Origin of the sequence: Reyranella sp. (assembly GCF_050185545.1) — a bacterium.
Classification (GTDB): domain Bacteria; phylum Pseudomonadota; class Alphaproteobacteria; order Reyranellales; family Reyranellaceae; genus Reyranella.
The window spans coordinates 3,852-26,206 of the sequence record NZ_JBFWZI010000107.1 but is presented as its reverse complement, the minus strand read 5'-3'; the positions used below and the strand labels follow the sequence as shown (position 1 = coordinate 26,206).

Sequence of the window (22,355 nt, the reverse complement as noted above, 5' to 3'; positions counted from 1 at the left end):
GGCAATTCACAGGATCGTCAGCATGCCAAATACAGTTCGTCTACACCGCGTTCTGGCAACCAGCCCGGAGAAGGTCTATCGCGCCTTCCTCGAAGCGGATGCGCTCGCGAAATGGCTTCCGCCGAACGGCTTCGCCTGCACCGTGCACCATTTCGAGCCAAGAGTTGGCGGCACCTTCAGGATGTCGTTCCGCAACTTCACGACGGGCAAGAGCCATGCGTTCGGTGGCGAATATGTCGACCTCGTCCCGAATGAAAGCCTGCGCTACATCGACAGGTTCGACGATCCCGACCTGCCCGGCGAGATGGTGGTGACCGTGACATTGAAGAAAGTTTTGGTCGGCACCGAGCTGGATATCGTGCAGTCGGGCGTCCCGGACGCCATACCACCCGAGGCCTGCTATCTCGGCTGGCAGGAGTCGCTGCGGAACCTGGCAAGGCTCGTCGAGCCCGAGATCAAAGAATAGCGGGCCATAGGCGCTGACCTTGCCGAAAGAAGGTCGTCATGCGCTGCGAGCGCGCCGCCAGTGGCGCGCTCGCAGCAAAGAGCCGAAGTCGATGGGAAAGGCTGGCGCCCATGCTCCGGCCGGCGAGGCCGACAACGGGGTTCTCGATGACGGGCTTAACTCCCTGGAACCGGCCTGGGCCGCCTGGCTACTCCGCAGCCCGGCGCTGCCGACTGTAGCGGCTCGTCACCGGGCGCAGGCCGAGGTTTTCCCGCAAGGTCCGGCCCTCGTACTCGGTTCGAAACAGGCCGCGGCGCTGCAGCTCGGGAACGACCATGTCGACGAAATCCTCGCCGCCACCAGGCAGAGTGGCCGGAGTGACGTTGAAGCCGTCGCACGCCCCTGCCTCGAACCACTCCTGCATGGTGTCAGCGATGTCGGCAGGCGTGCCGATCCGCGCCGATCCGGTGATGCCGGATCGCAGATACAGCTCGCGAATCGTCGGCTTCTCGCGTCTCATCCGCTCGACGAACTGGGCACTCAGGCTGCGCAGCTCCTGCGGGCCCAGCGCATCGTCGGGCACCGGGGCGTCCAGGGCATGGCCGGAGAGGTCGCCGAAGGCGCTGTAGAGGGAGCCCAGGCCGGCGAGCGGGTCGAACAGGGCTTGCAGTTCGTCGTACTTCGCCTGTGCTTCGGCGCGCGTGCGGCCGACGACCGGGCAAAGCGCCGGCATGATCTTGAGGTCGTCCGGCTCGCGGCCGTATTTCGCCATCCGCCCTTTCACATCGGCGTAGTAGGCGCGCGCGCCCTCGAGCGAGCCTGAGACCGCGTAGATGACCTCGGCAGTCGCGCCACCCAGCTCGCGGCCCTGTTCCGATGCGCCGGCCTGCACGATCACCGGATGGCCCTGCGGCATGCATGCGACGTTCAGCGGGCCGCGCACCTTGAAGAACCGACCCTGGTGGTTGAGCACGTGCATCTTCGCTTCGTCGAAGTAGCGGCCGCTTGCCTTGTCGAACAGCAGAGCGCCATCGTCCCAGCTGTCCCACAGTCCCTTGACCACCTCGACGAACTCCGCTGAGCGCGCATAGCGCGTGTCGTAGTCCAGCGTCGTCTCGAGTCCGAAATTCTGCGCCTCGAGCTCCGACCACGACGCGACCACGTTCCAGCCGGCGCGGCCCTTGCTGATGAGGTCCAGCGTGGCGAACTTGCGCGCGAGGTTGTAGGGCTCGTTGTAGGTGGTGGAGGCGGTCGTCACCAGGCCGACATGGCGAGTGACCATGGCCAGCGCCGGCAGCAAGGTCATCGGCTCGAGCTCGACCATGTCGCGTCCGGTGCGGGCCAGCGAGCCCGGCGGCGTGTCGCCCTGGCGGATGCCGGCGCCGTCGGCGAAGAAGATCATGTCGAGCTTGCCGCGCTCGGCGGTCTGGGCGCTTCGCACATAATGCTCGACGTGCAGCGTGCCGTCGGCCGGCACATCGGGATGGCGCCAGGCGGCCGGGTGATAGCCATGGCCGCGTATCGACAGGCCGAGCCGCATCCTGCGTGTCGTCATCGCTCCGTCTCCTCCACGGGAGGGAGCTTCCCCGTTTTGCATCAGGTCGACAATGGCGCGCGGACCTGAGTTTGCGCTCGCCTGTCTCCTCAGGCCCGGTTGCGCAGCAGGACCTGGCGGGTGAGCGACTTGATTTGCCGCCAGAGCGGCGACAGCACCCGGCCGGTCAGCGGAATGGCCAGCAGGCCGATGGCCAAGCCGGCCACGCCGGCGCCGGCGGCTTCCACCAGCCAGGCGATAAGCGCCGAGCCATAGGGAACCGCGCGCGCGACGGCAGCGCCGGCGTCGTGAAGCGCATGGGCGGGCCAGCCGAGGCCGTAGGCCTCGAGGCCATGCAGGATGATGCCGCCGCCAACCCAGATCATCGCCGCCGTGCCGATGGTCGACAGCGCGCCCAGGAGATAAGGCATGGCGTGGACGATGGCGCGGCCGGTCGCGCGCAGTGGCGCGGCAGCGCGCGACGCCGGCGACAGGCGGGCGAGCGCCACTCCGAGATCGTCCGCTTTGACGATCAAGGCGACGACACCGTAGACCGCCGCCGTTATGCCGGTCCCGACGACGGCGAGGATGATCGCCTGGTTGACGATGCTGCCACCGGGAATGGCGGCCAGCGTGATGGCCATGATCTCGGCCGAGAGGATGAAATCGGTCTTGATGGCGCTCGCGATCTTCTCGTCCTCGAAGCTCCTGGCGTCGAGCGCCACCGTCTCGAGCCCGGCTTCGTGGGCGTGCGCGTCATGCGGGAAGAGAGCCTCGTAGACTTTCTCGGCCCCTTCGTAGCAGAGGTAGGCGCCGCCGATCATCAGCAGCGGCGTGATCGCCTGGGGCAACAGGAAGCTCAACGCCAGCGCCGCGGGCAGAAGAAACAGGAGCTTGTTCTTGAGCGAGCCCAGCGCGATCTTGCCGACGACCGGCATCTCGCGCGAGGGGCTGAACTCGGTGAGATAACGCGGCGTAACCGCCGTGTCGTCGATGACGACGCCGGCGGCCTTGGTGCTGGCCTTGGCCGCCTGGCCCGCGACATCGTCGATCGACGCGGCTGCCGCCTTCGCCAGCGTCGCGATATCGTCGAAGAGGGCCACCAGACCGACGCTCATGTCACCACCGCGCGAGAAGCCGGCGACGACGCCGGCGGCAAAGGACTGTCGCGGCGCCCGCCCCAAAGGCGCCCCGGGCCACACTATACGTCGCCGGCGCCAATCGTTGAGTCCCGAATGACGACCCAGATCTCATCGCTGGGAGCGCGCCACTCCTATGGCGCTCATGGAATGGGTAATCCACAGGAAGCGCACCATCGGAGTGGCGCGCTCCCAGCAATGACATGAGGTTGGACAGGCGCGCGGCCGGCAATAGACTGACGTCTGATGACCAGGAAGGCGGGAGGGGACGACATGCCCAGGGACGACGGGTTCCGCGCGCTGGCAAAGCGAGCGGCGGCATGAGCGACACGGTCGAGATCCGCGATCCGCGCTTTGCGTCCGTGGTTGGCGGCGCGGTCGCCTGCGAGAAGCTCGCGACGGGCTTCAAGTTCATCGAGGGGCCGTTGTGGCACGCCGCGGACCGCTACCTGCTGTTCAGCGACATGCCGGGCGATCATCTGCGGCGATGGAGCGCCCGAGACGGAATCACGACGTTCCGCCAACCCTGCGCCCAGTCGAACGGGCTCGCCTGGGATCGCGAGGGCCGTCTGATCGTCTGCGAGCACGCGACCAGCCGGCTCACGCGCACGGAGCCCAATGGGGAGATCACGGTGCTGGCGAGCCACCACGCCGGCAAGGAGCTCAACAGCCCCAACGACGTGGTGGTGAAATCCGACGGGGCCATCTACTTCAGCGACCCGACCTACGGGCGCAACAAGTACTACGGCAACCCGCGGCCCCTGCTGCTCGATTTCCGCGGCGTCTATCGCGTCGCGCCGGGCGGCGGGTCGCTTGGCCTGCTGGTCGACGATTTCGGCCAGCCGAACGGGCTCTGCTTCTCGCTCGACGAGAGGCAGCTCTATGTCAACGACACCGATCGCAAGCATATCCGCCGATTCGACGTCCGCGACGACGGCACCCTGGCGAACGGCCGGGTCTGGGCGGAGACCACGGGAGAAGGCGCCGGGGCACCCGACGGCATGAAGATCGACAGTGCCGGCAACATCTATTGCTGCGGGCCGGGCGGCATTCACGTGTTCGCGCCCGACGCGGCCTGCCTCGGCGTCATCCGGACGCCCGAGCATACCGCCAATTTCTGCTTCGGCGACGATGATTTGCGCAGCCTCTATGTGACGGCGTCGACATCACTCTATCGGCTGCGGGTCGCCACGCCAGGCACGTCGCAAGGGCCCTGACCGGCAACTGCCCGCCCCGACCCGAAACCACGGGAGGGCATTGCCCGGTTGGACACTTTCGTCATCGCAGGGGTCTGAGTGCATAACGGCCGGCAGCTGGGTGCCCGGTCTACAGGAGGAGGCGGGACATGCTGGAAATACGGGAAGGCGGATGCCATTGTGGGCGCGTGCGGTTTCGCGCTGAGGTCGATCTCGACCATCTGTCCAACTGCAGCTGCTCGGTCTGCACCAAGAAGGGCATGATGCACCTCAGCATGGACCTCGCCGCCTTCCAGCTCCTGCGCGGCAAAGACTCGCTCAAGTCCTACACCTTCGGCACCGGCATCGCGCAGCATACTTTTTGCGCCCATTGCGGCATGCACCCCTTCTACATCCCGCGCTCGCAGCCGCATCGCGTCATCGTCAATGCCCGCTGCCTCGACGGCATCGACGGGCCCGGCCTGAAGCCCACCCGCTTTTTCGACGGCCGCCACTGGGAGGATGCGCAACGCCACCGCATCGCCGAGGGTGGCGAGGCCCCACCGCCCGGCGCGCACGGCGCCAAGACCCTGCAGGCGATCCTCGACCGCGCGCCGGAATAGGAGTGCCTTCGTGCTACAAGGTCATTCGGCCGTCGGCAGCGTCCAGTTCACGCCGGCAAAACGTGCGAAGTCCCGGTCGAAGCTGATGATTGTCGCGCCGTGCTCGATAGCGAGCGCGGCAAGATGCGCATCCGTCGTCAGGTTGCCGGCCGTGCCGGCAGACCTGAGCAGTCGTCCGAGTATCTTGGCGTGCTGTTCGCCTGGATGCACGACGAGCGCCTGCGGATGCCCGAGCCAGTGCATGATGACGCGCAGGGCATCGTCCGCCGACAGTGGCCTGGGAAAGATGCCACGGCGTGTGCTCAGGCGCAGGAAGGCCAGCAGCGCCGTCCACGCAAATGCGACCCCGCGTGGGCCCTCGAAGCCCTGCCGCAAGGCTCTCAGCGCAGCGCCATGCTGCTCGCTGGAGCTGTTGACGGCATAGAGAAGGGTGTTGACGTCCGGCAGGATCATCGGCCGCGCCGATATCGGCTGATCAGCTCCTCGTCCTCCAGCTCGGCAGCGAGCGAGCCCGCCTTGGTGAGATCCAGGTGTGGCTTGCCCATGGCGAATGTGATGGGCTCGAAAGCCACGTCACCCCGCTTCGCATTGCGTAGCCCGGCCCGGATTGCGTTGTTCAGGACCTGCTTGAAGGGCTCGCCCCGCCGGCGCACTTCCTTACGCAACATGGACTCGACGTCGGGATCCAACGTGACCGTGGTTCGCATGATATGCATCATGATGCTGCTCGGATTGCTGTCAAGATGCCTTCCCTGACAGCGGCAACAAGGGTTACCGCTCGTGTTGTCCTGACAGATGCTCTCTGGCGAACCGCTCGGAGCGAGGCCCGATCACGTCATGAATGCTTGTCATCCATGCCATGAGCGTAAGGCAGAGATCGAGGAACGCATCGCCCGAGCCGCGTGCCCATGCTCCGTGCCAATCGACGGGCGCAATTGACGGCCGTCCCCCACGGCATAGGATTTGCCTCCTGTCGCATGCGCGCGTTTTCTGGAAGGGTGAAGGATGGCTTCTGGGCGGGTATCTCGTGATTTGACAGCGCCTGAGTCGGCGTCTCCGGCATCGCCCCGCTATCGCCTGGGCTTCGATATCGGCGGCACGTTCACCGACTTCGTCCTGCTCGATGCGGCGAGCGGCGGGATTTCGCTGCACAAGTGCCTGACCACGCCGAACGATCCGGCGGACGGCGCGCTCGAGGGCATTCGCAGCATCTGCGCGGCTGCGGGCATCTCGGTGGCCGAAGTGGGTGAGCTGCTGCACGGCACCACGCTGGTCACCAACGCGCTGATCGAGAATCGCGGCGCGCGGCTCGGCCTGCTGACGACCCGTGGCTTCCGTGACGTCCTCGAGCTCGGCATCGAGCAGCGCTACGACATCTACGACCTGTTCCTGCGCTTCCCCGACGCGCTGGTGCCGCGGCATCGCCGCATTGAGATCGGCGAGCGGCTGGCCTGGGACGGCCGCGTGCTGGAGTCGCTGGACGAGGCGGCGGTGCTGGCCGAGGGCACCAGGCTGGTGGCCGACGGCTGCACGGCGATCGCCGTCTGCTTCCTGCACAGCTATGCCAATCCGGCGCACGAGCAGGCGGCCGGCCGCATTCTGCGCCAGGCCTTCCCTAACGTCTCGATCAGCCTGTCGTGCGAAGTGGCACCGGAGATCCGCGAGTACGAGCGCCTGGCGACGACCTGCGCAAACGGCTTCGTGCAGCCGCTGATGGATCGCTATATCGGCCGCCTGCTCAGCGAGCTCGACGCGCTGGGCTTCGCCGGCACGCTGCGACTGATGCAGTCGGACGGTGGGCTCTGTGCGCCCGAGGTGGCGCGCACCTTCCCGATTCGCCTCCTCGAGTCCGGCCCTGCCGGCGGCGCGCTCGCCACCGTGCTGTTCGCGCGCGAGGCCGGCCTGCCCGACGCCATTGCCTTCGACATGGGCGGCACGACCGCGAAATCGTGCCTGATCGAGAATGGCCGCGCCGCCGTGGTGCCAATGATGGAGACCGCGCGCGTGCGACGCTTCAAGCGTGGCTCCGGCCTGCCGATCAAGGCGCCGGTCGTCGACATGATCGAGATCGGCGCGGGCGGCGGCTCGATTGCCGGCCTCGACGAGACCGGCTTGCTCAAGGTCGGGCCGTTGAGTGCCGGCGCCAGCCCCGGCCCGGCCTGCTACGGCCAGGGTGGTGAGGAGGCGACCGTCACCGACGCCAACCTGTTGCTGGGCTATTACGACCCGGGCTTCTTCCTGGGCGGCAGCATGACCCTGGACAAACCGGCAGCCGAGGCGGCGTTGGCGCGGCTCGGTGAGAAGCTCGGCCTGCCGGCGATCGAGGCCGCGGCCGGCATCCATGCCGTGGTCTGCGAGGCGATGGCTGCCGCCGCGCGCGTGCATCTGATCGAGAAGGGCAGGGACCCCAGGCGCTACGCCATGGTGGCGTTCGGTGGCGCCGGCCCGGCGCACGCGGTGCGTGTCGCCCGCGTGCTCGGCATCGGCCAGGTGCTGATCCCACCGGCCTCGGGCGCCGCCTCGGCGCTGGGCTTCCTGGCGGCGCCACTCGCCTTCGAGCAGTCGCGCAGCGTGCTGACGGCGCTCGGCGCCGGCACAGACTGGGCCCAGGCCAATGCCCATCTCGCCGAGCTCGAGGGACAGGCGCGCAGCCGGCTGCATGCGGCCGGGATCGCCGACGCCGTGATCACGGCCGAGCGCTACGCCGAGATGCGGCTGGTAGGCCAGCTGCACCAGATCATGGTGCGGCTGCCCAACGGCGCGCTGTCAGGCGATAGCCTGCCCGCCGTGCGCGTGGCGTTCGCCGAGACCTACCGCGCGCTTTACACCCGCGTGGTCGACGACGCCGAGATCGAGGTGCTGTCTTTCCGGGTGCGCGCCAGCGCGCCCGAGCCGCAGATCGCGCTCTCCGGCGCGGTGGCAGGCGACGTGGCGGGTGCGGCCCTCAAGGGTCGTCGGCCTGCCTGGTTCGAGGGCAAGTTCCACGACACGCCGGTTTACGACCGCTATGCCCTGGCGCCCGGCCAGATTGTGGCGGGCCCGGCCATCGTCGAGGAGCGCGAGGCGACGACCGTGATCGCGCCCGGCGATACGCTGACTGTGGATGCGGCGCGCAACCTGCGCATCGACGTCGCGGCCGCCCAGGATGCGCAGGCGATCGTGACGCCTGGCATGTCGCTGGAGGCGGCGAAGGCGCGGATCGAGGCCGATCCGATCGGGCTCGAGATCATGTGGTCGCGCCTGATCTCGATCGTCGAGGAGATGTGGCAGACGGTGTGTCGCACCGCCTATTCGCTGATCATCTCGGAGAGCCAGGATTTCGCCAACGAGATCCTCGACCCCGAGGGCAACCCGCTGGCGCACAGCCCGCGCGCCATGCCGCTGTTCAATTTGACTCTGACGCGCTGCGTGCAGGCGCTGCTCGAGCACTTCCCGCCCGACACCCTGCAGCCGGGCGACGTGCTGGTCACCAACGACCCCTGGCTGTGCGCCGGCCATCTGTTTGACATCGCCCTGGTCAGCCCGGTGTTCCGCGACGGCCGGCTGGTGGCGCTGATGGGCACGGTCGGGCACGTGAGCGACATTGGCGGCATCAAGGATTCGAGCGTGGTGCGCGAGCTGTTCGACGAGGGCGTTCTGATCCCGCCGATGAAGCTCTACGAGGCCGGCAGGCCCGACAAGTCACTACTGCGCATGCTGCACGCCAATGTGCGCAACCCCGACCAGGTGCTGGGCGACATCGAATCGATGATCACCGCCAACGCGCTGGGCGGTCAGCGGCTGCTGGCCTTCATGGCCGAGTACGGGCTGGAGGATCTGGCCGCGCTGGCCGCCGTCGTGCGCGCGCGTAGCGAGGCGGCGACCCGGGGGGCCATTCGTGCCGTGCCGGACGGCGTGTACGAGAGCGAGCTCGAGGCGCGGCCCGGCGCCGTCGACCTGCTGCGCTTCAAGGTGCGCGTCCACAAGAAGGACGACACGATCCACATCGAGCATGTCGATCCGCCGCCGGAGGTGGCGAAGGGCGGCGTCAACTGCACCATGAACGTCACGGCGGCGCATTCGAGCTACCCGGTGAAGTGCATGCTGACGCCCAACGTGCGCGGCAATGCCGGCTGCTACGCGCCGATCACGGTGACGGCACCGCCGCACAGCTCGCTGAATTGCGATCCGCCGGCCGCCGTCGCCTATCGCACGCGGATCTCGTGGTGGCTCGGGCCGAATCTCTATCGCGCACTGGCGCCAGCCATCCCGGACAAGGTCCAGGCCTTCACCGGCATGCCCAAGGCGTTCGGCTTCTACGGCAGGAACCTGCAAGGACGCGTCGCCTCGGATCACTTCTTCATGGGCGGCGGGCAGGGCGCCGCGCAGCGCCAGGACGGCAAGTCGGGCCTCTTGTTCCCGACGTCGGCCGCCAACACCCCGGTCGAGCTGCTGGAGAGTCGCATGCCGGTGGTGATCCTGGAGAAGAGCCTGGTGGCGGATAGCGGCGGGCCGGGACGGCGGCGCGGCGGGCTCGGCCAGCGCATGCGCGCTCGGCGCCTGGTGACCGGCGAGCCGATCATGGTCGGCCTCTACCCCGAGGGCCATGGCATCCATGTGCAGGGCCTGTTCGGCGGCCTGCCGGGCGGCGGCGCGGCGGGCAAGGTCAAGCGGGCCGACGGCACCGTCCACGACGTGGCCACGGGCGAGACAGTGGCAATGGACGACGAGCGGCTGGTGATCGACGTGACGATCGCCGGTGGTTCTGGCTTCGGGCCGCCGCACGAGCGCGCGCTGGAGGACATCGCGCGCGACCTCGAGAACGGCTACATCACGCCGGAAGGCGCGGCGCGCGACTACGGTTGCGTGATGACCGCCGAAGGCCGTATCGACATCGAGGCGACGTTGCGCCGACGCGAGCTGACACCGGAGAGATTGTGATTGGCATTGAGTATTCCTCCCCCGTCTTACGGGGGAGGTGCCCCCGAAAAAGGGGGCGGAGGGGGAAAGCCCCAGACCTGGTTCGTCCGATTCCGACGTCGGAGTCAGGATCATCCCATTTGCGGCCTCCCCCCTCCGTCCGCGAAGACGCGGACACCTCCCCCGACTACGGGAGAGCAAGATCATGTGCGTCCGTCTAAGTCCACGAACTCCGATCGGAAGGAATCTACGATGACCACCACCCGCCGCGCCGTCCTGCATGGCGCCGTCCTGTCGGCGCTGGCGCCGTCGATGAGCTGGGCCTTCGACAAGGACGGCGATCGCAAGATCCTGGTCTTCTCCGGCAACCAGGCGGTGCCGGTGCTCGATCCGCACGTGCGCTACGACTGGTCGACGCGCATGATCCAGCAATCGGTCTACGACGGTCTCTTGAAGTACGTGGGCAATCCGCCGCGCATCATCCCGTGGCTGGCCGAGAAGTACGAGGCCTCGCCCGACGGCCTCACCTACACTTTCCACCTGGTCGGCAACGCGAAATTCCACAACGGCGATCCGGTCGACGCCGAGGCGGTGCGCTACTCGTTCGAGCGCGCGCTCAAGCTCAATGCCGGCGTCGCCTGGATGCTGAAGGATTTCCTCAAGCCCGAGAAGATCACGGCGGTCGACGCGAAGACCGTGCGCTTCGTGCTCGAACGGCCGTTCCAGCCGTTCATCAGCTATGTCCCGTGGTGGTACATCGTCAACCCGAAGCAGGTGCAGGCCAACGTCGTCGACGGCGACTACGGCAAGAAGTGGCTGACCGAGAACGAGGCAGGCTCGGGGCCGTTCAAGCTGAAGCGCTTCGACTCGACCGCCCTGATCCACATGGATGCCGTGCCCGACTACTGGAAGGGCTGGCCGATGGGCGACAAGAACCGTCTGAGCGGTGTCATCTACCGTATCGTGCGCGAGGCGGCGCCGCGGCGCGCCGGCCTGCAGCGGCGCGAGATGGACGTCATCACCAACATGTCGCCCGACGACATGCAGCAGCTCGCCAAGCTGCCTGGCGTTCGCGAGGAAAACCATCCCGGCTCGACCACCTTCGGCATCAAGTTCAACTGCCAGAACGGGCCGACCGCCGACATCAACCTGCGCAAGGCGATCGCCTACGCCTTCGACTACGACGCCCTCATCACCATCCACAACGGCGGCGCCAAGCTGATGGACAGCCCGTTCCCGCCGACCATGGAAGGTCACATCGCCGTTCCCGGCATCCCGCGCAAGGACATCGCCAAGGCCAAGGAGTTCCTGGCCAAGAGCAAGTCGCCGCAGGGCGGCATCGAGCTCGAGTACGTCCACGTCCAGGGCCTCGAAGATGCGCGCCGCATCGGGCTGGTGCTGCTCGACAGCCTGCGTGCGCTCGACATCAAGGTGAACATCGTCGGCCAGCCGTGGCCGACGATGGTGGCCCGCGGCTCCAAGCCGGACACTGCGGCCAACATGACCTCGGTTTATGTCACGCCGATAGGCACCGATCCCGACACGGTGGCCTTCCAGTACCATCGCGATTCGTGGGGCCTTTACTACGGCATGTCGCATTACGAGGATAAGGAAACCTGGGCGATGATCGCCGAGGCGCGCGGCCTGACCGACAAGGCCAGGCGCATGGCGCTTTACGGCGAGATCCAGAAGCGCATCGTCGCCGACCAGCCCGAGATCTTCGGAATGATCCCCAATCGCACCTGGGCCATGCGCGACTACGTCAAGGGTTTCGAGTTCAGCCCCGTGCGATTCACCGGCGAGGTCGATCTCTATCCGATGTGGATCGACGCCTGATGCTCGTCTACCTGCTGCGGCGCATCGCGCTGGCAGGGTTGATGCTATTCGGTCTGGTCTGCCTCACCTTCGCGATCGCCAACGTGGCGCCGTCCGATCCGGCGGCGCTGGCGGCAGGACCGGATGCCGGCCGCTCCCAGATCGAACAGGTGCGGCGCGAGTACGGGCTCGACAGGCCGCTTCCCGAGCAGTTCCTGCGCTACGTCAGCGACCTCGCCCAGGGCGAGTTCGGCCGCAGCGTGGCGACCGGCCGATCGGTCGGCCGCGACCTCGCGCGCTACTTTCCCGCCACCCTCGAGCTTTGCCTGGTGGCGATGGCGTTCGGAATGGCTGCCGGCATCTCGCTCGGCATGCTGTCGGCCCTGTTCAAGGACCGCTGGCTCGACCATGCCACGCGCATCTTCGCCGTCTCGGGCATTGCTCTGCCGCCGTTCTGGTTCGGCCTGCTGCTTCAGCTGGGCTTCGCCGCCTGGCTGGGCTGGCTGCCGACCAGCGGCCGCATCGGCGTCTCGACCGACCCCGGCGACCCGATCACCGGCCTGCTGCTGGTCGATTCGCTGCTGCGCGGCAACGGGCCGCTGTTCGTCCAGGCCCTGTCCTACATCCTCTTGCCGGCGCTGGTGCTGTCGCTGCCCTGCCTCGCCTCGATCCTGCGCGTCAACAGGAGCGAGATGGTGGAGGCTCTGCGCGCCGACTACATCATCGCCGCGCGCGCCCATGGCGTCTCGCGCTGGCGGCTGGTGACAGTGCATGCGCTCAAGAACGCGATGCTGCCGACCTTGGCCATCATCGGCCTGCGCTGGGGCTGGATGATGAGCAGCACTGTGCTGGTCGAGACCGTGTTCGACTGGCCGGGGATCGGTCTCTACGCCGTGTCGTCGGCGATCGCCGGTGACTTCAAGCCGGTGATGGGCGTGACCCTGATCATCGGTCTCAACTTCATGCTGGTGAACCTGATCGTCGACCTGCTGTACGGCGTGCTCGATCCGCGCCTGAGGCACGCCTGATGGTGATGTCGCGCAGCCTGCGCCTGGCGGCGTGGCAGCTCGGCCGGAGCTTCGCCTCGATGCTCGGGCTGGTGCTGGTGGCGGTGATCGTGTTGCTGGCGCTGATCGGCCCGTGGATCGTGCCCTATCCCGACGACGTCGCGGGCGCGGTGCGCCTTGCGGGCAAGCTGCAACCGCCCAGCGCCGCGCACTGGTTCGGCACCGACGAGGTTGGCAACGACGTCCTGACCCGCACCATCATCGGCGCCCGCCTGTCGCTTCTGGTCGGCATCGGTATTACGCTGGCGGCGGCGGCGATCGGCGTGCCGCTCGGCATTCTCGCCGGCACCGTCGGCGGCCGGGCGCGCGAGATCATCATGCGACTCACCGACCTGTTCCTCTCAGTGCCCGGGCTGGTGCTGGCCATCGCTCTGGTCGCCGCGCTCGGCGCCGGCATCTTCAATGCCATGATCGCGCTGGTGCTGGTGTGGTGGCCGGGCTACGTGCGGCTGGCCGAATCGAAGGCGCTGTCGATCCGCGAGGAGGCGTATATCGAGGCGGCACGCGTCGCCGGCGCACACCGGCTGCGCATCCTGTGGCGCCACGTGCTGCCCAACAGCATCTCGCCGATCATCGTCAAGATGAGCATGGATATCGGCCAGGCCATCCTCGCCGTCGCCTCGCTGGGGTTCATCGGGCTCGGCGCCAAGCCGCCGACGCCGGAGTGGGGCGCCATGATTTCCATCGCGCGCGGCTACCTGCCTGACTGGTGGTGGTACGCGATCTTCCCCGGCGCCTTCATCTATGCCTCGGTGCTGGGCTTCAACCTGCTGGGCGACGGGCTGCGCGACATTCTCGACCCGCGCAGCAACCGCGGATGAGCCTGCTCGAGATCCGCGACTATCGCCTGGCGTTCGATACGTTCGACGGCACGCTGCACGTGCTCGACGGAATCGACCTCAGCCTGGGCGCCGGCGAGACGCTGGGCATCGTGGGCGAGACTGGCTGCGGCAAGTCGGTGCTGGCGCGCAGCCTCTTGCGCCTGAACGAATCGCCGCCGGCGCGCGTGACCTCGGGCACGATCCTGTTCGAGGGCAAGGACGTGCTGGCGCTGCCCGAAGCGGGCATGCGCCGGCTGCGCGGGCGGCGCATCGCCATGGTGTTCCAGGATCCGGCGAGCTACCTCAACCCGCTGCTCGCCATCGGCACGCAGATGGAGGATGCGATTCGCGGCCAGGAAGCGGCTCTGGGCGGCGCCGTGCGGCCGCGCCGCGCGATCCGCGCCGAGGCGGCCGGGCTCCTGGCCTCGGTCGGCCTGGCAGAGCCGCAGCGCCTGCTCGCCAGCCACCCCCATCAACTGTCGGGCGGCATGCGCCAGCGCGTGCTGATCGCCATGGCGCTCGCCGGCAGCCCGACCCTGCTGGTGGCCGACGAGCCGACCACGGCTCTGGATGTCACGGTGCAGGCCCAGGTGCTGGCGCTGATCGCAGGCCTGGTGGCTGAGAAGGGTCTCGCCCTGATGCTGATCAGCCACGATCTGGGAGTCGTCACGGCCAGCTGCGCCCGGGTCGCGGTGATGTATGCCGGCACCGTGGTCGAGGAGGCGCCGACCGCGTCGCTGCTCTCCCATCCGCTTCATCCCTACGCGCAGGGCCTGATCGCCGCGGTGCCCGACCTCGACAACCCGGCGCACAAGCCGCGCGGCATCCCGGGCACCATTCCCAACCTGCTGGCGCCGCCCGGCGGCTGCCGCTTTCATCCACGCTGCAGCCGGGCCAGCGATATCTGCCGCAGCACCAAGCCGGTGTTGCGCGAGCTAGCGCCCGACCATCGCGTCGCCTGCCATCACGCCGAGACGCCATGAGCGTGCCAGCGTGACCGCGCCACCATGACCGCCCTCGTCGAGGCGATCGGGCTCGCCAAGACCTACGCCCTGCCGCGCACCGCGTTCCAGCCACCGCGGCGGCTGACGGCGGTGGCGCATATCGACCTGGCGCTCGAGGCTGGTGGCACGCTGGGCTTGGTGGGCGAAAGCGGCTGCGGCAAATCCACCCTGGCGCGCCTGCTGCTGCGGCTCACGCCACCCAGCGCCGGTCGCATCGTCTTCGACGGCCAGGACATCACCGGCCTCGACGAGGCGGCGATGCGCCCGCTGCGCCGCAGGCTGCAGCTCGTTCATCAGAACCCATCGGCCGCGCTCGATCCTCGACTGACCGCTGCGGCCGCCATCGCCGAGCCGCTGGTCATCCAGCGCCTGGTCCCGCGCAATGAGCTGCGAGACCGCGTGGAGCAGCTGCTCGCCGAGGTCGGCCTCGGCGGCGAATTCCTGCGCCGCTATCCACACGAATTGTCGGGCGGCCAGAAGCAGCGCGTCTGCATCGCCCGCGCGCTCGCTACGGAGCCGCAGCTGCTGGTGCTCGACGAGCCGACCAGCGCGCTCGATGTCAGCGTGCAGGCGCAGACCCTCGACATGCTGACCGACCTGCGCCGGCGCCGCGGACTCGCCTTCCTGTTCATCAGCCACAATCTCGCCGTGGTGCGCCAAGTGTGCGCCGAGGTAGCCGTGATGTATCTCGGCCGCATCATCGAGCAGGGCAGCGCCGAGCAGGTTTTCAGCGCCCCCCGCCATCCCTATACACAGGCGCTGCTCGCGTCGGTGCCGCGGCTGGGTGGTGCGCTCGTGCCGGCGGCCGCGCCCAGCGAGCCGCCCAACCCGGCCGCCATTCCCGCCGGCTGTCCGTTCCATCCGCGCTGCCGTCGCGCCGAGGAGTCCTGTCGCGCCGGCGCGCCGCCACCGCTCGTGCAGGGCCTTGCTTGTCCACCGGCTGCTGGACTACTGACCGAACGTGATGGCCACATATGTTGAGATGCCTGAGAAGCAGGCGAGGTTTCGATTGGGAACGAGGTGGCGATCGACGAGCAGATGCAGTCACCGGGTGCCGATGGCCCTCTCGAGAGATACCGACGGTGGCGGCGGTACCGCGGGAGCATCCAAACTGCCGCCTTGAAGCATGTCTCGCAGTCGACCCTCCTCGAGCAGGCCCGGCGCATCGGGATGGCGCGCGGCGCCGCTCTGATCGTGAGCAGCGAGTCGGAAATGTCGCTGCTTTACGACCTTGCCGTCTATGGGGCCAAGGAGGGGCGGACGCGCGCCATCGACCGGTACGCAAGCGCACAGTCGACAAGCTCTGATCCCAACGAAGCCCTCGTGTTGAAGGCCTTGCGCGAGTCGCGATTCTCCTGGTTCCGGATCATCGCAAGGCAGCCTCCTTTCGGCGTCCGCATCGAGGACCTGCTGCGGGGCAGAGAGTTGTGGCTCCTGGAAGAGGGCCTGGAACGGACCATGCAGCCAGGGAGCTTTCTTGCCGCGAGGGTCGCTCCCATCGAGTGTTTCGTGATGACATGCGGGGCAATCGTTCCCTTCGATGAACTGATGGCCTTGGACATGCACGCCTTCCTGGCCAACCAGGAGGAACGGGCGATCCTGATCCGGCAGGCAGACGACAGGAGATTCCCCGAGCGGCTCTACAGGACGGCAATCAGGCGTGACCTGATGGGGCGAGTAGAATACCGGTAGCGGACGAGTCGACAGCGCGACCTGTGGGCGGTGGCCTCGGCATCATCCTTCCGAACGGCACCTTGCGACGAGATTTCAGCGGGGTCGGTGCTCCGTGCCGACCCCCGACGTGATGAAGAGGGCAGTGGCGTTGCCGGCGACATCCGCCGTGTGCCAGACGCCGCGCGGATTGATCGCATATTCGCCCGCGCGCAGCGCGATCTTGTGCACCCCGTCCGGCAGCTCCTGGATCAGCGTCATCTCGCCCGCGGTACAAATTACGGCTTCGTCGCCCGCCGGATGCCGTTCCCAATTCGTCCAGCTCTCACTGAAGCTGAACAGCGATACGAGCCGCCCTTCGTTGCCGTCGGCGGCGTTGCGTTCGACATAGGCGTCGTACCATTCCATGCTGGTGAATCCAGGCTGCGGCACGGCCTGCGCGCCCAACCCGAGATGGAGTGGGAAACTCTCCAGCGAGAATTGCTTCGTCATGGCGTGCCCTTGGCAAGGACCTGTCGTTGCAGGTCGGCATCCTCTGTCTTCAGAAAATCCGTGATCCGGTCAGGATAGGGTTGGATGCCGTTCTTCTGCAACAGCAGCGCGACCTGGCCGCGATGCCCGGCAGCGTGCATGGCGACGTGCAGCAGCATCTCGCCGCGCGTCATGCTCGCGGGCTCGCCGTTCGCGAAGGAGAAGTCCATCACCTCGTCCACCCGTTCCGGCGTGAGAGTATCGGCGTAGGCGGCATACCAGTCGGCTATCGAGCGGGCCTTGCCGGCGACTGCGTCGAAGGAGGGAATCTCGTCGGAGCGAGGCGCCCGGTAACCGTGAGGACGCGCTTCGAGATTGTGGCTGAAGATCTCGTCGACTGCCTGGATGTGGTCGAGCAGCCGCAGGATCAGGATCCGGTCGCCCTCGGCCATGCGGTCGAGGTTCGCCGCAATGACCGAGTTCAGGCCATTGGTCGCCCAGCGCTTCTGCTGAATCAAGGTGCGATAGGGAAGGGTGAACATCGCGGTGCCCTTGGTTGCCTGCATTGAATTTGCGAGCTATCGCTCATATTGTCTACTCGCATGGAAGAAAGCGGCGGACATGGCGCGCAGGCCACCCACCAATCCAAGAAAACAGGCCTCCCAGGAGCGGTCGCGCGCAACCGTCGACGCCTTGGTCGAGGCGACCGCTCGCATTCTCGTCCGGGAGGGGTTCGACAAGGCGAGCACCAACCGGATCGCCCGGGAAGCGGGCGTGAGCATCGGGTCGCTCTATCAATACTACCCGAGCAAGGAGGCTTTGGTTGCCGCCGTCATCGATCGGCACGTCAAGGAGCAGATGCAGGTCGCTCGGGTCGCCTTGGCGGAGGTGGCCGCGCTGCCGGTCGAGGAGGCGGTGCGCAAGCTGGTCGCCGTGGCGATCGACGCCCATCTCGTCAATCCCCGGCTGCACCGCGTCCTGGCCGAGCAGATTCCGCGCACGGGCCGCCTCGAGAATAAGGATGCCTTCAGTCGCGAGATCCATGATCTTGTCAGAGGATATCTCGAGACGCGCAAGGGCGAGATCCGCACGGTCGAGCTCGGGCTTGCCGCGTTCGTGTGCGTGACCACGATAGAAGCACTGACCCATACCGCGGTCCTGCATCGTCCAGACATCCTCTCGGATCGCGCGGCCGGCGCGCTCGTCGACGAGGTCACGCGCCTCGTGCTCCGATATCTCCAATGACGCCGACCGAGGAGGATCGATCCCGTGGAGTCGCGTTACAAAGGGACGTCACCTGAGGAGCAGCCCGCAGGGCTGCGTCTCGAACGGTGGCGGCGAGGCAGGTGCCGCAACCCGGGCTATTTCGCGAGTTCCTGTGCGGCCTATCCTTCGAGACGCGCCCTTCGGGCGCTCCTCAGGATGAGGATTTTGCCTGGAACTGCGTCAGTCAAGTTAACACCTAGGGCCGCGATGCCACCGTGCCGTGATCTCAGTCGATCGTGGCGGTCGATCGTGCGGGCAGGTGGGCGGCATGAAGTACGTTCTCGACACCAGTGTGCTGTGTGACTTCGCACGGGGCGAGCCGGCGGTGATGGCGCGACTTCGCCGGGAAGCGCCGCCACAACTGTCCGCTTCGGTCATCACGGAGATGGAAGTCGAGTACGGGCTGGCGCGCAATCCCGGCCTGGCGCTGCTAGTGCGAGAAGCCATGCGCGCTCTTCTTGGGGCGGTCTCCGTCCTGCCGTTCGAGCGCGAGGACGCCCGCGTGGCCGCGCAACTGCGGGCGAGCCTGAACACGGGGTACGCCCATCGGAGCCTACGACGTGCTGCTGGCGGCATGCGCCTTGCGGCGAGGACTCGAGATCGTGACGCACAATGCGCGGGAGTTCGCTCGGATCGGCGGGCTCGGGCTCGAGGACTGGCATGACCGCCGAGAGACGGCTTGAGAGGTGAGGTCAAAGCAGATCATGGCCAGGCGTGCGCCACTCATAGGCGCTTTTTCCCTTTAGCCTCGCGTCTTCGCTGGGAGCGCGCCATTCCGATGGCGGTCTTCTCGTTGAATACACATCCCATGAGCGCCGTCGGAGTGGCGCGCTCCCAGCGAATGACGCCGCTTCGCGCGGGACGAGGTGATTTTGCCACGCGACGGCGGCTCCAGCGAGCGTGAGCGATCGCCGCCGCATCGAGGTGATCGATCGCGAGATGGAGTGCTAACGAACGCCTCGCCACCGATTCATCACAGCCGACGTCCGGCTGGGCGACGATTCGCCGAATCACCTATTCATGCCTGTTGATTAAGAATCGGTGACGCAGGACGACAAAGCGATACAGTGCCGTCCCGACCACAACGCGCATGGGCAGAGCACGATGACGATCACCGTCCCTGGAATGCGCTCCAACAAGCTGGTGAGCATGGATATCGATCAGCTCCGCGGATGGGCAACGTTCATGGACAGAGCCATGATCGTGAGCCTGGTGGCTACAATCGTGGCCGTTACGGCGCTCGGAGTGACGACGTGGCTGTCGTTCAGGTTCAGCGGCGCCGTGCGCTTCCACGAGCATGCCGCGGTCGATCGCTACAAGGAAGCGGAAGGGCGTTTCATGCAGCTCGAGCAGGATGTCACCGCGGCGCGCGAGCGGGCCGCGACACTCGAGCGGGAAGTGTCCACGGCGCAAGGGCGGGCCGCGACGCTCGAGCGGGAAGTATCCACGGCACAGGGGAGGACAGCGGCGCTCGAGCAAGAAGTGGCTGCGGCGCGGGAGCGCGCCGTGGCACTCGAGCAGGAAGCTTCCAGGGCGCGCGAACGCGCGGCGGCATTCGAGCAGGCAGCCCGCGAGGCCACCGAACGATCGGCCCAGGCGGCTGCCCGGGAGAGCACAGCCACCAGCGAAAGGGTGCCATCGCCGCAGCTCAATCCGGCGGCGATACAGCAGCGACTCGCCGATCTGGCCAAGCTCGTCAGGGACGCGACCGCCCGCGCGGCGGCTCCGGTCCAGGGGAGGGCGGCGGAAACGCAGCCCAAGGTCCAGGCAGAGGGAGCGCCCGAAAGCAGCAAGGCAAGTCGTGACCAGCAGCGATCGCCGATCGTCGAGAGCTTACGGAAGTATGCAGGAACCAATGCTGCCGTCTTCGTCCTCGATCGGGTGCCCGAAGCTCCGGCTGCAGCCTCGACGATCTCAACGTATCTTGGCGATGCCGGCTGGCCGTCGCACACATGGACGTGGACCGGCGTGGCGGGAATTCTCGGTGTCGTCGTGCTGACAAAGGAGGGCAGCGACGCCACGACGCAGGACGCCGCGTCCGCTCTCGTAGAGGCGCTGCGCACGGCTGGATTCAACGCAGCCAAGGGAGATTGGCCGGCGGACTGGCGTCGGTACCGCGGTGCGCTCGACGGCCCGCAAACGCCCGGCCCAACGGACGCTCCCATTCGGGTGGTGGTCGGAGCAAAGGCCGCGTCGACGCCGCGATAGACCACCGATGGTTCAAGGACGTACGCGGCCCAGGCAGCCTGGTCGGTGCGCGGAACGGACGCCCCATCGTGGGGGCGCCCGTTCACAGGATTTCGATCTAGCGACTCGGCCCCGGAGAGGTCGGGCGGGCCGGCGGTGCTGCGGCCGTTTCCGGCGGCGCAACCTTGCGGCGCTCGGCCTTGGTGTAGTCGGGCAGGGCCATCAGGGCGTCCTTAGAGAGCGACGTGGTCAGGACAACGGACGTGTCCTCCTGGCCGAAGGTGATGTCGCTCCACTTCACGGCGACGTCCTTGGACCCGACGCCGAGGAATCCGCCGACCGAGATGACGACGACCGTGATCTTGGATTCCTTGTCGACATAGATGTCGTCGATCCTGCCGATCGATTCCTTGTTTGCGTTGCGGACCTTGGTGCCGAGCAGCGCGCTCATCGCCATGTCGCCGCTGGCGTTGAAGTCGCCGGTCGACACGGTGCGCTCGGCCGCGGCGGCCGGCGGAGCACCTGGCGACGGCGAGGTCGGTTGCGTTGGCGCCGTCTGGGCATAGGCGCTCAGCGCACCGCAGGTCAGAAAGGCGGCCAGGACAACGGATTTCAGCATGTCTCAACTCCTTCGTGAGAAGCACGTGAGAATCCAACGCCCCTCGGGAGAACGAGTTGCCGCAATGATGGCATCCCTCGAGAGGTGTCCTGTTACCGCGATCGCCCGCACTTCCTGGCGCGGATAGCAATAGGGAGCCGGGGAGACCTCGTCTCTTCGGCGCACAGGCGGCAACGTCATCGTCCGCCCGTCGAGCCCTGCGCGGACGGTTGTATGGGGTCTTCCAGGCGCGGGCCCGGCCGGTCAGCCCTTCTTCTGCACTTGGATGATGGCCCTGCGATGGGTGCCGTCACCGACCTTCTTGCCCTCGTCGTGTGCCTCGACCTTGAAGCGAAGCTTGCGGCCGTCGACCTCCAGGAGCTCGGCCTTGACCGTGACCTTCTGGCCCTTGGGCGTGGCGCCGAAATGCTTGACGTTGACCTCGAAGCCGACCGTCGTGTGACCCTCCGGGAGTTGGTCTTGCACCGCCAGGATCGCCGCGCGCTCCATCAGGCCGATCATCGAGGGCGTCGACAGCACGCCATCGCCTCCCATGTGCCTGACCACCAGCGTGTCGTCGACCGTCGTCGTTATCTCCTTGGTGAGGCCTGGGGTCAGCTGTTCGCTCGCCATTTTAGGGTCTCCTCTCCTTCTGGAGGGTGACCTAAGCAGAGTTTCACCGCCGCGCCAACGCTCTGCTGGGAGGAAAGCGTCGTCGAGGCGCGGGCCGCGTTGGCACTCAATCCCAACAGCGCCTTTGTCGTGAGCGTGCTCGGCTTGGCACTGGGCCGCGCCGGCTGTCAGGAGGAGGACATCCATTTCCTGCAGCAGGCGATGCGGGCAAGCCCGCACGATCCCTTGACCCGGCAGTGGCTGAACGGGATCGGCGACTTCCAGCTTTGCTCGGGACAATGCACGGCCGCACTGGAGAGTTACCGCGAGGTGATGCAGCGGCGGCCGCAGTTCTTCTCGCCCTACCTCTACTCCGCGGCGGCGCTGGCCTACCTCGGGCGGCTGGGTGAAGCTCGGGAGGCGCTGGCCGACGCTCAGGCTCGGTTTGCCGAGCAGATCGAACGCCGGCAGCAGCGGCCACCATGGCACGTCCGCCGGACTGGGCGATCAAGACCGAAGGCCTTCGCCCCGCGGCCGCCGCAGGGCGGGAGTGACTGCCCGGAAAGTAATCGCCTGCCGGTGTGCGCCTCGAGGACGTGCTGCGAGGCGGTGAACTCTCGCTTCTCGACGAGAGCATCGATCAGGGCCTGCAGCCTGGCGACTTTCTTGCCACACGGGTCACCGCTATCGAAGGTTTTTCCGTGCTGTGCGGAACGGTCGCCCCCTTTGACGACGAAATCGCAACGGCGATGGAGTTCTCCCTCACCAGCGGCGAAGACCAGACGGCGCTCGCCCGGTCGGCGGACAAAGGGAAGCTCGTCGAGCGGATCTACAGGATAGCGGTCAAGCGTGAGTTGATGAGCCGCGTCGGCTACGAGTAGAGCGAAGTTCCCGAGCTGGACGAGTGGCAGGGTTGGCGCTCCAAGGCGGCCTGTGCAAGCGCGCTCGCCTGCTTAGAGTGTAGAGTGCGGCCTCGTGCATCGATCGGGAGGAAGAAGCGGTGCCCAAGCAACTCCGGTTTTTTGTGC

At 67.2% G+C, this 22,355-nt stretch carries 22 protein-coding genes; 14 read left to right on the top strand and 8 right to left on the bottom strand.

The window, feature by feature from the left end; all coding sequences use genetic code 11:
• Positions 1-22: 22 nt before the first annotated feature.
• Positions 23-466 (top strand): SRPBCC family protein, encoded by a 444-nt coding sequence (locus tag AB7O82_RS24175; protein ID WP_428620329.1) that lies wholly within the window; start codon positions 23-25, stop codon positions 464-466.
• Positions 467-653: 187 nt separating this feature from the next.
• Here AB7O82_RS24175 and AB7O82_RS24170 read toward each other — a convergent pair whose 3' ends face one another.
• Together AB7O82_RS24170 and AB7O82_RS24165 are read right to left on the bottom strand one after the other, a co-directional pair.
• Positions 654-2,000, bottom strand: a complete 1,347-nt coding sequence (locus AB7O82_RS24170) for an LLM class flavin-dependent oxidoreductase (protein ID WP_428546214.1) — start codon at positions 1,998-2,000, stop codon at positions 654-656.
• A gap of 89 nt (positions 2,001-2,089) precedes the next feature.
• Positions 2,090-3,097: a DUF808 domain-containing protein gene (locus tag AB7O82_RS24165; protein ID WP_428620328.1), complete on the bottom strand. Its 1,008-nt coding sequence runs from the start codon at positions 3,095-3,097 to the stop codon at positions 2,090-2,092.
• A 341-nt stretch (positions 3,098-3,438) separates the two neighbouring features.
• On the opposite strand from AB7O82_RS24165, the gene AB7O82_RS24160 reads away from it, so the two are divergent.
• Positions 3,439-4,335: an SMP-30/gluconolactonase/LRE family protein gene (locus tag AB7O82_RS24160; protein WP_428546220.1), complete on the top strand. Its 897-nt coding sequence runs from the start codon at positions 3,439-3,441 to the stop codon at positions 4,333-4,335.
• A 167-nt stretch (positions 4,336-4,502) separates the two neighbouring features.
• On the top strand, positions 4,503-4,916 hold the full coding sequence (locus tag AB7O82_RS24155) for a GFA family protein (RefSeq protein WP_428546223.1): 414 nt from the start codon (positions 4,503-4,505) through the stop codon (positions 4,914-4,916).
• 21 nt (positions 4,917-4,937) lie between these two features.
• On the opposite strand, the gene AB7O82_RS24150 is transcribed toward AB7O82_RS24155, so the two are convergent.
• The gene (locus AB7O82_RS24150) at positions 4,938-5,369 is read right to left on the bottom strand and encodes a type II toxin-antitoxin system VapC family toxin (protein WP_428546226.1); all 432 of its coding nucleotides are present in this window, start codon (positions 5,367-5,369) and stop codon (positions 4,938-4,940) included.
• Positions 5,366-5,623, bottom strand: a complete 258-nt coding sequence (locus AB7O82_RS24145) for a hypothetical protein (RefSeq protein ID WP_428546229.1) — start codon at positions 5,621-5,623, stop codon at positions 5,366-5,368. The genes AB7O82_RS24150 and AB7O82_RS24145 overlap by 4 nt, the downstream gene beginning before the upstream one ends.
• Before the next feature lie 325 nt (positions 5,624-5,948).
• Between AB7O82_RS24145 and AB7O82_RS24140 the strand changes: the two genes are divergently transcribed.
• The 7 genes from AB7O82_RS24140 (at position 5,949) to AB7O82_RS24110 (ending at position 16,214) form a co-directional block, all read left to right on the top strand.
• The gene (locus AB7O82_RS24140; RefSeq protein ID WP_428546232.1) at positions 5,949-9,836 is read left to right on the top strand and encodes a hydantoinase B/oxoprolinase family protein; all 3,888 of its coding nucleotides are present in this window, start codon (positions 5,949-5,951) and stop codon (positions 9,834-9,836) included.
• Positions 9,837-10,067: 231 nt separating this feature from the next.
• Positions 10,068-11,651 carry an ABC transporter substrate-binding protein gene (locus AB7O82_RS24135; RefSeq protein ID WP_428546235.1) on the top strand — a complete coding sequence of 528 codons (1,584 nt, stop codon included), beginning with the start codon at positions 10,068-10,070 and terminating at the stop codon, positions 11,649-11,651.
• The gene (locus AB7O82_RS24130) at positions 11,651-12,658 is read left to right on the top strand and encodes an ABC transporter permease (RefSeq protein WP_428546238.1); all 1,008 of its coding nucleotides are present in this window, start codon (positions 11,651-11,653) and stop codon (positions 12,656-12,658) included. The genes AB7O82_RS24135 and AB7O82_RS24130 overlap by 1 nt, the downstream gene beginning before the upstream one ends.
• Positions 12,658-13,518 (top strand): ABC transporter permease, encoded by an 861-nt coding sequence (locus AB7O82_RS24125; protein WP_428546241.1) that lies wholly within the window; start codon positions 12,658-12,660, stop codon positions 13,516-13,518. The genes AB7O82_RS24130 and AB7O82_RS24125 overlap by 1 nt, the downstream gene beginning before the upstream one ends.
• The gene (locus AB7O82_RS24120; RefSeq protein WP_428546244.1) at positions 13,515-14,501 is read left to right on the top strand and encodes an ABC transporter ATP-binding protein; all 987 of its coding nucleotides are present in this window, start codon (positions 13,515-13,517) and stop codon (positions 14,499-14,501) included. Before AB7O82_RS24125 ends, AB7O82_RS24120 begins: the two co-directional genes overlap by 4 nt.
• Before the next feature lie 24 nt (positions 14,502-14,525).
• On the top strand, positions 14,526-15,503 hold the full coding sequence (locus AB7O82_RS24115) for an oligopeptide/dipeptide ABC transporter ATP-binding protein (protein WP_428620327.1): 978 nt from the start codon (positions 14,526-14,528) through the stop codon (positions 15,501-15,503).
• A gap of 39 nt (positions 15,504-15,542) precedes the next feature.
• Positions 15,543-16,214, top strand: a complete 672-nt coding sequence (locus AB7O82_RS24110) for a hypothetical protein (RefSeq protein WP_428546250.1) — start codon at positions 15,543-15,545, stop codon at positions 16,212-16,214.
• Between the two features lie 75 nt (positions 16,215-16,289).
• Here AB7O82_RS24110 and AB7O82_RS24105 read toward each other — a convergent pair whose 3' ends face one another.
• Both AB7O82_RS24105 and AB7O82_RS24100 read right to left on the bottom strand, forming a co-directional pair.
• Positions 16,290-16,601 carry a cupin domain-containing protein gene (locus AB7O82_RS24105; RefSeq protein WP_428546253.1) on the bottom strand — a complete coding sequence of 104 codons (312 nt, stop codon included), beginning with the start codon at positions 16,599-16,601 and terminating at the stop codon, positions 16,290-16,292.
• 80 nt (positions 16,602-16,681) lie between these two features.
• Positions 16,682-17,206, bottom strand: coding sequence for a DinB family protein (locus AB7O82_RS24100; RefSeq protein ID WP_428546256.1), 525 nt, complete (start codon positions 17,204-17,206; stop codon positions 16,682-16,684).
• Here AB7O82_RS24100 and AB7O82_RS24095 point away from each other — a divergent pair.
• The 3 genes from AB7O82_RS24095 to AB7O82_RS24085 all read left to right on the top strand — a co-directional run bounded on the left by AB7O82_RS24095 (position 17,199) and on the right by AB7O82_RS24085 (position 20,138).
• Positions 17,199-17,909 (top strand): TetR/AcrR family transcriptional regulator, encoded by a 711-nt coding sequence (locus AB7O82_RS24095; RefSeq protein ID WP_428546259.1) that lies wholly within the window; start codon positions 17,199-17,201, stop codon positions 17,907-17,909. The genes AB7O82_RS24100 and AB7O82_RS24095 overlap by 8 nt on opposite strands.
• Before the next feature lie 289 nt (positions 17,910-18,198).
• Entirely contained in the window at positions 18,199-18,594 is a 396-nt protein-coding gene (locus AB7O82_RS24090; RefSeq protein ID WP_428546262.1) for a PIN domain-containing protein, read from the top strand.
• 440 nt (positions 18,595-19,034) lie between these two features.
• Positions 19,035-20,138, top strand: coding sequence for a hypothetical protein (locus tag AB7O82_RS24085; RefSeq protein WP_428554985.1), 1,104 nt, complete (start codon positions 19,035-19,037; stop codon positions 20,136-20,138).
• Positions 20,139-20,235: 97 nt separating this feature from the next.
• Here the strand turns inward: AB7O82_RS24085 and AB7O82_RS24080 are convergent, their stop codons facing one another.
• Positions 20,236-20,736: a PRC-barrel domain-containing protein gene (locus AB7O82_RS24080; RefSeq protein ID WP_428554982.1), complete on the bottom strand. Its 501-nt coding sequence runs from the start codon at positions 20,734-20,736 to the stop codon at positions 20,236-20,238.
• A 243-nt stretch (positions 20,737-20,979) separates the two neighbouring features.
• Positions 20,980-21,348, bottom strand: coding sequence for a thioesterase family protein (locus AB7O82_RS24075; protein ID WP_428554979.1), 369 nt, complete (start codon positions 21,346-21,348; stop codon positions 20,980-20,982).
• A gap of 560 nt (positions 21,349-21,908) precedes the next feature.
• On the opposite strand from AB7O82_RS24075, the gene AB7O82_RS24070 reads away from it, so the two are divergent.
• Positions 21,909-22,208 carry a hypothetical protein gene (locus AB7O82_RS24070; protein WP_428554976.1) on the top strand — a complete coding sequence of 100 codons (300 nt, stop codon included), beginning with the start codon at positions 21,909-21,911 and terminating at the stop codon, positions 22,206-22,208.
• Positions 22,209-22,355 lie beyond the last annotated feature (147 nt).

What these genes read in the sequence shown, in the direction of transcription:
- AB7O82_RS24175 (WP_428620329.1), top strand. Translation starts at nt 23, where the DNA reads ATGCCAAATACAGTTCGTCTACACCGCGTTCTGGCAACCAGCCCGGAG.
- AB7O82_RS24170 (WP_428546214.1), bottom strand. Translation starts at nt 2,000, where the DNA reads ATGACGACACGCAGGATGCGGCTCGGCCTGTCGATACGCGGCCATGGC.
- AB7O82_RS24165 (WP_428620328.1), bottom strand. Translation starts at nt 3,097, where the DNA reads ATGAGCGTCGGTCTGGTGGCCCTCTTCGACGATATCGCGACGCTGGCG.
- AB7O82_RS24160 (WP_428546220.1), top strand. Translation starts at nt 3,439, where the DNA reads ATGAGCGACACGGTCGAGATCCGCGATCCGCGCTTTGCGTCCGTGGTT.
- AB7O82_RS24150 (WP_428546226.1), bottom strand. Translation starts at nt 5,369, where the DNA reads ATGATCCTGCCGGACGTCAACACCCTTCTCTATGCCGTCAACAGCTCC.
- AB7O82_RS24145 (WP_428546229.1), bottom strand. Translation starts at nt 5,623, where the DNA reads ATGCGAACCACGGTCACGTTGGATCCCGACGTCGAGTCCATGTTGCGT.
- AB7O82_RS24135 (WP_428546235.1), top strand. Translation starts at nt 10,068, where the DNA reads ATGACCACCACCCGCCGCGCCGTCCTGCATGGCGCCGTCCTGTCGGCG.
- AB7O82_RS24130 (WP_428546238.1), top strand. Translation starts at nt 11,651, where the DNA reads ATGCTCGTCTACCTGCTGCGGCGCATCGCGCTGGCAGGGTTGATGCTA.
- AB7O82_RS24125 (WP_428546241.1), top strand. Translation starts at nt 12,658, where the DNA reads ATGGTGATGTCGCGCAGCCTGCGCCTGGCGGCGTGGCAGCTCGGCCGG.
- AB7O82_RS24120 (WP_428546244.1), top strand. Translation starts at nt 13,515, where the DNA reads ATGAGCCTGCTCGAGATCCGCGACTATCGCCTGGCGTTCGATACGTTC.
- AB7O82_RS24115 (WP_428620327.1), top strand. Translation starts at nt 14,526, where the DNA reads ATGACCGCCCTCGTCGAGGCGATCGGGCTCGCCAAGACCTACGCCCTG.
- AB7O82_RS24105 (WP_428546253.1), bottom strand. Translation starts at nt 16,601, where the DNA reads ATGGAATGGTACGACGCCTATGTCGAACGCAACGCCGCCGACGGCAAC.
- AB7O82_RS24100 (WP_428546256.1), bottom strand. Translation starts at nt 17,206, where the DNA reads ATGTTCACCCTTCCCTATCGCACCTTGATTCAGCAGAAGCGCTGGGCG.
- AB7O82_RS24090 (WP_428546262.1), top strand. Translation starts at nt 18,199, where the DNA reads ATGAAGTACGTTCTCGACACCAGTGTGCTGTGTGACTTCGCACGGGGC.
- AB7O82_RS24085 (WP_428554985.1), top strand. Translation starts at nt 19,035, where the DNA reads ATGACGATCACCGTCCCTGGAATGCGCTCCAACAAGCTGGTGAGCATG.
- AB7O82_RS24080 (WP_428554982.1), bottom strand. Translation starts at nt 20,736, where the DNA reads ATGCTGAAATCCGTTGTCCTGGCCGCCTTTCTGACCTGCGGTGCGCTG.
- AB7O82_RS24075 (WP_428554979.1), bottom strand. Translation starts at nt 21,348, where the DNA reads ATGGCGAGCGAACAGCTGACCCCAGGCCTCACCAAGGAGATAACGACG.